General features: G+C 64.7%; 7 protein-coding genes and 3 pseudogenes. 2 read left to right on the forward strand and 8 right to left on the reverse strand.

Annotated elements, in window-relative coordinates; genetic code table 11:
* Positions 1-436: 436 nt before the first annotated feature.
* From BAY1663_RS21450 to BAY1663_RS21460, 3 genes are all read right to left on the reverse strand, one after another.
* Positions 437-1,546, reverse strand: a complete 1,110-nt coding sequence (locus BAY1663_RS21450; RefSeq protein ID WP_037044866.1) for an NADH:flavin oxidoreductase — start codon at positions 1,544-1,546, stop codon at positions 437-439.
* 11 nt (positions 1,547-1,557) lie between these two features.
* Complete coding sequence (locus BAY1663_RS21455; protein WP_037044869.1) at positions 1,558-2,202, reverse strand: TetR/AcrR family transcriptional regulator; 645 nt, start codon at positions 2,200-2,202, stop codon at positions 1,558-1,560.
* A gap of 204 nt (positions 2,203-2,406) precedes the next feature.
* On the reverse strand, positions 2,407-2,889 hold the full coding sequence (locus BAY1663_RS21460) for a glutathione peroxidase (RefSeq protein WP_037044873.1): 483 nt from the start codon (positions 2,887-2,889) through the stop codon (positions 2,407-2,409).
* A gap of 387 nt (positions 2,890-3,276) precedes the next feature.
* On the opposite strand from BAY1663_RS21460, the gene BAY1663_RS21465 reads away from it, so the two are divergent.
* Positions 3,277-3,744, forward strand: coding sequence for a hypothetical protein (locus tag BAY1663_RS21465; protein WP_128576433.1), 468 nt, complete (start codon positions 3,277-3,279; stop codon positions 3,742-3,744).
* Positions 3,741-4,061 carry a hypothetical protein gene (locus BAY1663_RS21470; protein ID WP_037044878.1) on the forward strand — a complete coding sequence of 107 codons (321 nt, stop codon included), beginning with the start codon at positions 3,741-3,743 and terminating at the stop codon, positions 4,059-4,061. Before BAY1663_RS21465 ends, BAY1663_RS21470 begins: the two co-directional genes overlap by 4 nt.
* Here the strand turns inward: BAY1663_RS21470 and BAY1663_RS24220 are convergent.
* The 5 genes and pseudogenes from BAY1663_RS24220 to BAY1663_RS24225 form a co-directional block, all read right to left on the reverse strand.
* Entirely contained in the window at positions 4,026-4,304 is a 279-nt protein-coding gene (locus tag BAY1663_RS24220; protein WP_023104052.1) for a DUF2274 domain-containing protein, read from the reverse strand. The two genes, BAY1663_RS21470 and BAY1663_RS24220, sit on opposite strands and share 36 nt — an antisense overlap.
* On the reverse strand, positions 4,301-5,581 hold the full coding sequence (locus BAY1663_RS21475; RefSeq protein WP_037044881.1) for a TrbI/VirB10 family protein: 1,281 nt from the start codon (positions 5,579-5,581) through the stop codon (positions 4,301-4,303). Before BAY1663_RS21475 ends, BAY1663_RS24220 begins: the two co-directional genes overlap by 4 nt.
* A 2-nt stretch (positions 5,582-5,583) precedes the next feature.
* Positions 5,584-6,575, reverse strand: a pseudogene (gene trbG / locus BAY1663_RS21480) (P-type conjugative transfer protein TrbG).
* Positions 6,572-7,272: pseudogene (trbF, locus tag BAY1663_RS21485) on the reverse strand (conjugal transfer protein TrbF). The pseudogenes trbG and trbF overlap by 4 nt, the downstream one beginning before the upstream one ends.
* Before the next feature lie 12 nt (positions 7,273-7,284).
* Positions 7,285-7,447: pseudogene (locus tag BAY1663_RS24225) on the reverse strand (P-type conjugative transfer protein TrbL); the annotation flags it as partial.

Here is a 7,447-nt window from a genome sequence, read left to right on the forward strand (position 1 = left end):
TAAGGGGTTGAGCCGCAGGGATGCGGCGAAAGGACTGGGCGTCCCCGCTTAAAGGGCCAAGGATGGCCCTTGTAAGCCGACCCCTGAAGCGGCGATGGAGAGAAACGGAGCGTAGCGGAGTAACAGCCGCAGGCTGGCCCGGAGGGCGAGCGAAGCGAGTAACGGACCCGGAGCGAAGCGCAGGGCCGGATGCAGGGGCAAGACTTTTTGGTTCCTTTTGGCGGGGCCGGCCATCCGGGCGACTGCCAAAAGGAACTCGCCCAGCAGGGCGAAACCAAGCTCTCAAGCAGCTCGTTAATCGCCAATGAAAGCAAAACTTTCATTCAACACACTAACTTGCCAGTCTGGTATCAAGCCAACCTCGCGAAGTGGCAAGGACGAGAAGCCAGGGTCGGGCGCAGAACCAACAGAACCAGCCTCTGCTGCCTCCCCCCCCTCATGCCAACGTCTTCAACGCCTCCCGACTGAACGGCAGGATATCCTGCAACCGCCCTTCCCGTACCTTCACCGCCCAGTCGGGATCGACCAGCAGCGCCCGCCCCACGGCCACCAGGTCGAATTCCTCACGGTTCAAGCGCTCCAGCAAGCCCTCGATATTGGCCGGCTGCGCCACCTTGTCGGTCTTGACCATGAACTGCAGGAACTCGCCGTCCAGCCCCACGCTGCCGACGGTGATGGTCGGTTTGCCGGTCAGGCGACGGGTCCAGCCGGCCAAGTTGAGTTCCGAGCCCTCGAATTCCGGTTCCCAGAAGCGCCGGGTCGAGCAGTGGAAGATATCCACCCCGGCCGCCGATAGCGGCGCCAGGAATTCCGCCAGTTCCTCGGGCGTCTGCACCAGCCACGCGCTGTAGTCCTGCTGCTTCCACTGCGAGAAGCGGAAGATGATCGGAAACTCCGGCCCCACCGCGGCACGCACCGCCTGGACCAGCTCGATGGCGAAGCGCGAGCGATTGGCCAGGCTGCCGCCATATTCGTCGCTGCGCTGGTTGCTGCCTTCCCAGAAGAACTGGTCGATCAGGTAACCGTGGGCGCCATGGATCTCCACGCCGTCCATGCCGATCGCCTTGGCATCGTGCGCGGCCTGGGCGAAGGCGCCGATCACGTCCTGGATGTCCTGCCGGGTCATGCCGTGGACGACGACCTCTCCATCCTTGCGCTTTTCCATCGGCCCGTAGCCCGGCACTTCCGGCGCCGGTTCGGTGCCCAGGCGCCGCACGTTGCCGACGTGCCAGAGCTGCGGGACGATCTTGCCGCCGGCCGCATGCACCGCCTCGACCACCGCCTGCCAGCCGGCCAGCGCATCATCGCCGTAGAAGCGCGGCACATGCGGATAACCGTTGGCCGCGGCATGGCCGACGGTAGTGCCCTCGGTGATGATCAGGCCGACACCGGAAGCGGCACGGCGGCGGTAGTACTCGACCACATCGGCGGTCGGCACGCCATTGGGCGAGAACGAGCGGGTCATCGGCGCCATGACCACGCGGGTCGGCAATCGCAGGGCGCCCAGCTCGAAGGGCTGGAACAGGGCTTGTACGCTGGCGGTCATCTATCGACTCCTTATGGCATTGGGCAAGGCAACCGGGCATCGCAGCCCGGCGAACTGGACGCAGCCGGCGCCAGCAGGCGCTCCAGCTGTTCGAGGAAAACCTGCAACGGCGCGGCATCGCCGCCGACTTTCATGCGCAGCAATGCTCCTTCCCAGGCATCGCCGATGAATTCCGCCAGGGCCGGGCAATCGCAGCCGGAGGCGATTTCGCCGGCATTGCGCGCCTGGTCCAGGCAGGCGGCCAGCAACTCGACGGAGCGGGCGAGAATCGCGCAGACCTGGCGGCCGATCGGCTGGCTCAACTCGGCCATCTCGAAACTCAGGCTGCCGATGAAGCAGTGGTATTCGGGCCTTTCCTGCCGGGCGAAGTGCGCGACCAGCTCGGCGTAGTAGTCGAGGATGCGCTGCCGCGGGCCGCTCGCGGAATTGGCCAACGCGGCCCGGTAGCGCTCCAGCCGCGGCTCATAGATGTACGCCAGCGCCTGCAGGGCGAAATCCTCCTTGCTGGCGAAGTAGTGGTAGAAGGAGCCTTTGGGAATGCCGGCGGCCTGGACGATCTCCTGTACCCCGGTGCCGTGGTAACCCCGCCGGGTCATCACCTGGGCGCCCCTGGTCAGGATCAGTTCGCGCTTGTCGTTGCGTGCTGGTCTGTTCATTCGGCGAGCATATGACCGGTCGTCTCGTCCGCCCAGCATCATCCATGCGGCTTATTCCATGGCATGGCCATTCGGGTAGCTGACGATGAGATGCGGGGGCAGCCGAAAGCGCGCGAGCCGCGCGGCGGAGCAGACAGCGAACCAGCGAAGTGGGCGGAAGGTACTACGACCGCAGGGGCGGCCGTCGTCCTGGGGCAGGGCTCGTCAGGCCAACGCGCTCTCGATCGCCTGGATCAGGGCCGGATCGTCCGGTGTGGTGCGCGGCGAGAAACGCGCCAGTACGCGGCCGTCCATCGCGACCAGGAATTTCTCGAAATTCCAGGTGATGTCGCCGGGGAAGTCGGCGCCTTCACCCGCCAGCAGGCGGTACAGCGGATGCCGTTGCGGCCCGTTGACCTCGAGCTTGCCGCTCAATGGGAAGCTGACGCCATAGTTGAGCGTGCAGAACGTGCGGATTTCGTCGTCGCTGCCCGGCTCCTGCCCGGCGAACTGGTTGCAGGGTATGCCGAGCACGCTGAAACCCCGTCCGTGGTACTGCTGATGCAGCTGTTCCAGGCCCGCATACTGGGGCGTCAGCCCGCACTGCGAGGCGACATTGACCACCAGCGTGATCCGATCGCTAAACTCCGCCAGCGACAACTCCCCGCCGCCCAGGCCTGGCAGAACCAATTGATGGAATGCGCTCATGACATCTCTCCTAACAAAAAACTTCCGGGGAAGTTCTCGGCGCCGCGTAACGGTCGCCGGGGGCTGGCGGCCACAAAAAATGGCCTGTGTCAAGGCCCTGCGCACAAGCTGTGAGGGACAAAAATTATATGTGAGACATTAGGTTAGCGCTTCCTGCGAGTGGCTTCGGGACGGGCGACAACGCTTGCTGGGGGCCACATAGGAGCATCGGGAAAACTAGCCGGGGCGTGCTGCATCGTCGAGAATGACGGCTGCACGATCAACCTGTCATTCGATGATAGTGCAAAGCTTCGACACGATCGATAGTGGCTCACGCCGAAAGTCGCAGTGGTCACCGGCATCGCCGTGATATGAAAAAGCTGGCTGGCAACAGGGGGCGAGATGGTTATGACAAGCAATGCGATTCCGTGGGGGCCGATCCGATCCACTCTGACCGAAAAGTTCAGTTTTGGTGATATCAAACAGATCGTTGGATACGGCGATCTGGACATGTCCCGTCTCGCGCACCTTGAACAAAAGTCACAGAATGGCGCGTCGAAGTCTCAGCTTCTGAGCGAGATCGACAAACAGGTCGGTGCGATGGATGACAAGCGCCGTAACGCTTTCGTCTCCATCTGTTGCGAAGAAATGATGCGCCGCAGGCCCGATGTCGTAGAGGAGCTGGATCGAGTGCTCTCTCGCGTAGGCTGGAAGTTCTCCGGGACGTCCCTCGTCCCCATCGAGATATTCGATATCGCAGAGCTGGCCGAAATCCCCGAGGTGGCGCATGCGGATATCCAGAAAGCGGCAAGCAGGTTGCGCGATGGCGACTTGAGTGGCGCTCTCTCGGCAGCCTGTGGAGCCTGGATGCTGTGACCAGCGACATCTATGGTCGGTATGGCTTAGGCGATGCCGGAAAGGCATCGTTCCAGGAGCGCATCAAGAAGTCCATCGACGCCTTGAAGGTGAAAGACGGTCTGGTGCGCGAGCTGACCGAGATCGGATGGTCTGAATCTGACTACAAGCCACTGTCCGCGAACATCGAAGGTTCATTGAATCAAGCAGCGTTCGTAATGCAAAAGCTGCGTTCCGACATGGGCGATGTTCATGGAACGAAGCCCGTCATCAACGCACTGGTTTATGACTCCATTAAGTGGTCATCCTTGCTGCTGAGAGTCTTGGCGCTCCGTTAGAGGCCGTATTTGCGTTGCGTTCTTGCGCACCTTCGTGCCACGGCGAAATTCTCGATCCCCCGCCATAAATGCCTCCAGCATGTGTGGAATCAGCGTCGTCGCATCGACGGTTTCGCCGTAGGTCTGCGCGTGCAGCGCGGCGTAGCGGTCAAGGTCGGCTTTCAGGCTAGCCGGGCATGAGAATGTGACCTTGGTGCTCTCGGTCTTGGGCAGCGGCCCGAGCCGCAGTTTGCGCGTCGTCATCGTGAAGTCCCCCGATTGAAGAACAACGGCTGGTACGGTCGCAGCACCAGATCCCGGTTGACGATGATGCGCACCGGTAGGCCCGGCCGCTCCGTCAGCGTGGGCTGGATGTTGAGGTTGCGCCGGGTCATCTCCTGGCCGACCTGATTGATGCTGTCCTGCGCGCTGTCGCGCCCGGCGATAATGACGCGATCACCGTTCTGTCGATTCTCCGGCGCGGCCAGCTCGGCACCGACGCCCAGCAGCGTGGTCAACACAGCGCCGGCGAAGATGCGATCCCAATGCCAATCGACGCCATCCTCCAGGCCGGCGTAGCCGGCCGGGTCAGTGCCGGCCAGGTTGTCAAGCGTGAGCGAGGACGTGTCGGGCAGGATGATCCGGTTCCAGACGACTTGAACGCGGCTCTGCCCGTAGCTGACCTGGCTGTTGTAGCGACCGAGGATGCGCGAACCCTGCGGGATCAGCAGAAACTTGCCCGTGGCCGTGTCATAGATCGGCTCCGTGACCGTGGCGATCACGTCGCCCGGTAGATCGGAGTTGATGCCCGTCACCAAGGCGCCTGCGATCACCGTGCCGGCCATCACTTGATACGGCGATGCAGGCATTTGCAGGTCGCCGGAATTACGGGTTTCCGTGGTTCCGGCTTGCTGGAACGCCTCCTTCTGGTCTTGCCTGTTCTGCACAGCCGTGGGGTCGGCGGGCTGGGCCGCCGTTGAGGCCGGCCCGGCAGCCATCGGGTCGAACGCCGCATTGGCGGAGAAGCCCGGAGCAGCGGCGGCCTGCGACTGCGCCACCGGCGCGGCGTTCTGCGCACCCGAGCGGAAGAACACGGACGATGCTGCGGCAGCTTCGGCTTCCTTGCGCAGCGCATCGTTCGGGTCGTGACCGGGAGCCGCGTAGGCGGCTGCCACCGGCTGCTGCGACTTCACGATGGCCGGGCCGAGATCGCCCGGCAGCGGCGGCCCCAGCTCGGGAACGGTGGGCGGCAAGGGCGGCGGCAGTTTGGAGTAGTCCGTCGGCAGCGCATCCAGCCCTTCCGACTTCGAGACTCGATCGACATTGTAAAGCTCGGTCTGCTCGCTGGCTCCACGCCGCTGCGGTTGCAGCGACCACATCAGCGCGCCGAGCACGGCGACCGACAGGCCGCCGGCGAGGATGGCCAGCGTGCGCCGGTTCAGGCGCGTAACCGGACGCGGCTGGGCACGCAGCGCCACCGCCTCGGGCGCCACCTTGCCCGCCTGCGGAGCGACAAGGTCGGGAGTGTCATCCTGGCTCATGGTCAGTTCCTCCGCGCCACGCCATCGGTGCGCTCAATCCGCACCACGTCGCCGCCATCGCCGCCCAGCCGCAGTTCGGCCGCGCCGAATAGGCGATCCACGATGTAGTACGGCGAGCGGAAACGGTAGTTCACCAGTTGCCCGTCACCCTGCGCGCCGATGACGAACAGCGGCGGCAGCTCGCCCTGGGCGATGCCCGCCGGAAACTGGATATAGACCTTCTCGCCGTCATCGAAGGCGCGCAGCGGCTTCCACGGCGGGTTGCTCCCCGACACGGCGTAGCGGAAGCGGATCTTTTCCAGCGATAGGCCAGTATCGACTGGCGCGGCGGCGCTGGCCGCCTGCGCCTGGCGCTGCAAGGCCAGCATCCGGTCGCGTGGATAGTCCCAGGATACCGAGGCCATCCACGCCTTTTCCGTAGAGGTCAGTTCCAGCAGGTAGGTGCGTCGGCTGGTGGTGATGACCAAATTGGTTTTCAGGCCCGAGCGGGTGGGCTTGACCAGCACGTTGACGCGCAACGCCTCGCCGCTGCCGCTGGACGTGTCGCCGACGATCCAGCGCACGGTGTCGCCAGCGGCGACCGTCACCAGTTCCTCGCCAGGCTGGAGCGAAACCACGGTGACGCGCCCCGGTGCCGCATAGACCTGATACAATGCGCCGTCGCTATACGGCCACACCTGAATCGCGTTGACGTAGCCTCGCGGGTCGGCGCGATGCGCGCTTCTGCATTGGCGCGCGAGACGCGCACCTTCTCGTCGGCCGGCTCTGGCACGGGCGCTGCCTCGTCCACGTCCGGTAGCGGCTTCAATTGCGCCGGCAGCGCCAGCGGCTCGGGCACGGCGACGACTTCCACCGGCTTGGGCGGTTCGGGCAGGGGCTGCGCCTGCACCGGTTCATCGAGCGAGATGGTCGGCGGCGGCTTGCCCTGCGAGGCGCAGCCCGACAGGGCCGCGAACATCAGCACGAAAGCGTAAAAGCGGAAAGGCAGGTTCATGGCTTGGCTCCTTCGGAATCCAGTTCGCGGCTCCACGACAGGCCGTTGACGTAGATCCCCAGCGGGTTCTTGCGCAGGCGCTGTTCGGTGCGCGGGGTTTGCAGGACGGTTGAAAGCACGGCGTTCCAGCGTTCGGTGCCGGTGGGTGCGCCGTTGACATACCGCTGCTCTGTCCAGCGCACGTTGAAAGACGTGTCGCTGGCGCGAACCACACTGGTGATCTGCACCGTCACCGATTCGCGGCCAATACGGGCGAACGGGTTATTGCTGCGGGCGTAGTCGTTGAGCACGGCTGCGCCCTTGTCCGTGGTGTAGTCGTAGGCGTCGAGCCAGTTCTGCCGCACCACGATGGGTCGATGGACAATGATCGAACCAGTGTGATGAAGCGCGCGATGTGGTGCGCCGTCTGCGCGTCGTTGGGCCGGTACGGCGTGGCCGCTTCGCCCACGGCGCGTACCTGGCCGGCGTTGTCCACTTCCACCACGTAGGGCGTGACGATGGACTGCGCCGAGCGCCAGACCAGGCCGCCGGCCATCAGCAGCGCCAGGACCAGGCAGCCGAAGGCCATCAGCCGCCAGTTCTTCGCCTGCACGCGGGCCGAGCCAATACGCTCGTCCCACACCTGCGCGGCGGATTGGTAGGGGGTGGCAGGCTGCGGCGTGTCGGCATAGCGCACCTGCGGTCGCTTGAATCGCATGGTCGTTTCTCCTTATGAATCGGAATCGCGCAGGCTCGGGCCTTGCGCCGAGCCGCCGCCGTCGCCACCGCGCAACGTGTGAGCGGTGGTGGTCGCGGCATGGGTCATCTGCTGGCGGCGGTGCAGGCGCTTGGCCCAGGCCGGTTGCTTCTGCCCGGCGGCGGCTGGGGCATCG

It is taken from the genome of Pseudomonas sp. BAY1663 (assembly GCF_000582595.1).
In the GTDB taxonomy this organism is placed as follows: domain Bacteria; phylum Pseudomonadota; class Gammaproteobacteria; order Pseudomonadales; family Pseudomonadaceae; genus Stutzerimonas; species Stutzerimonas stutzeri_AF.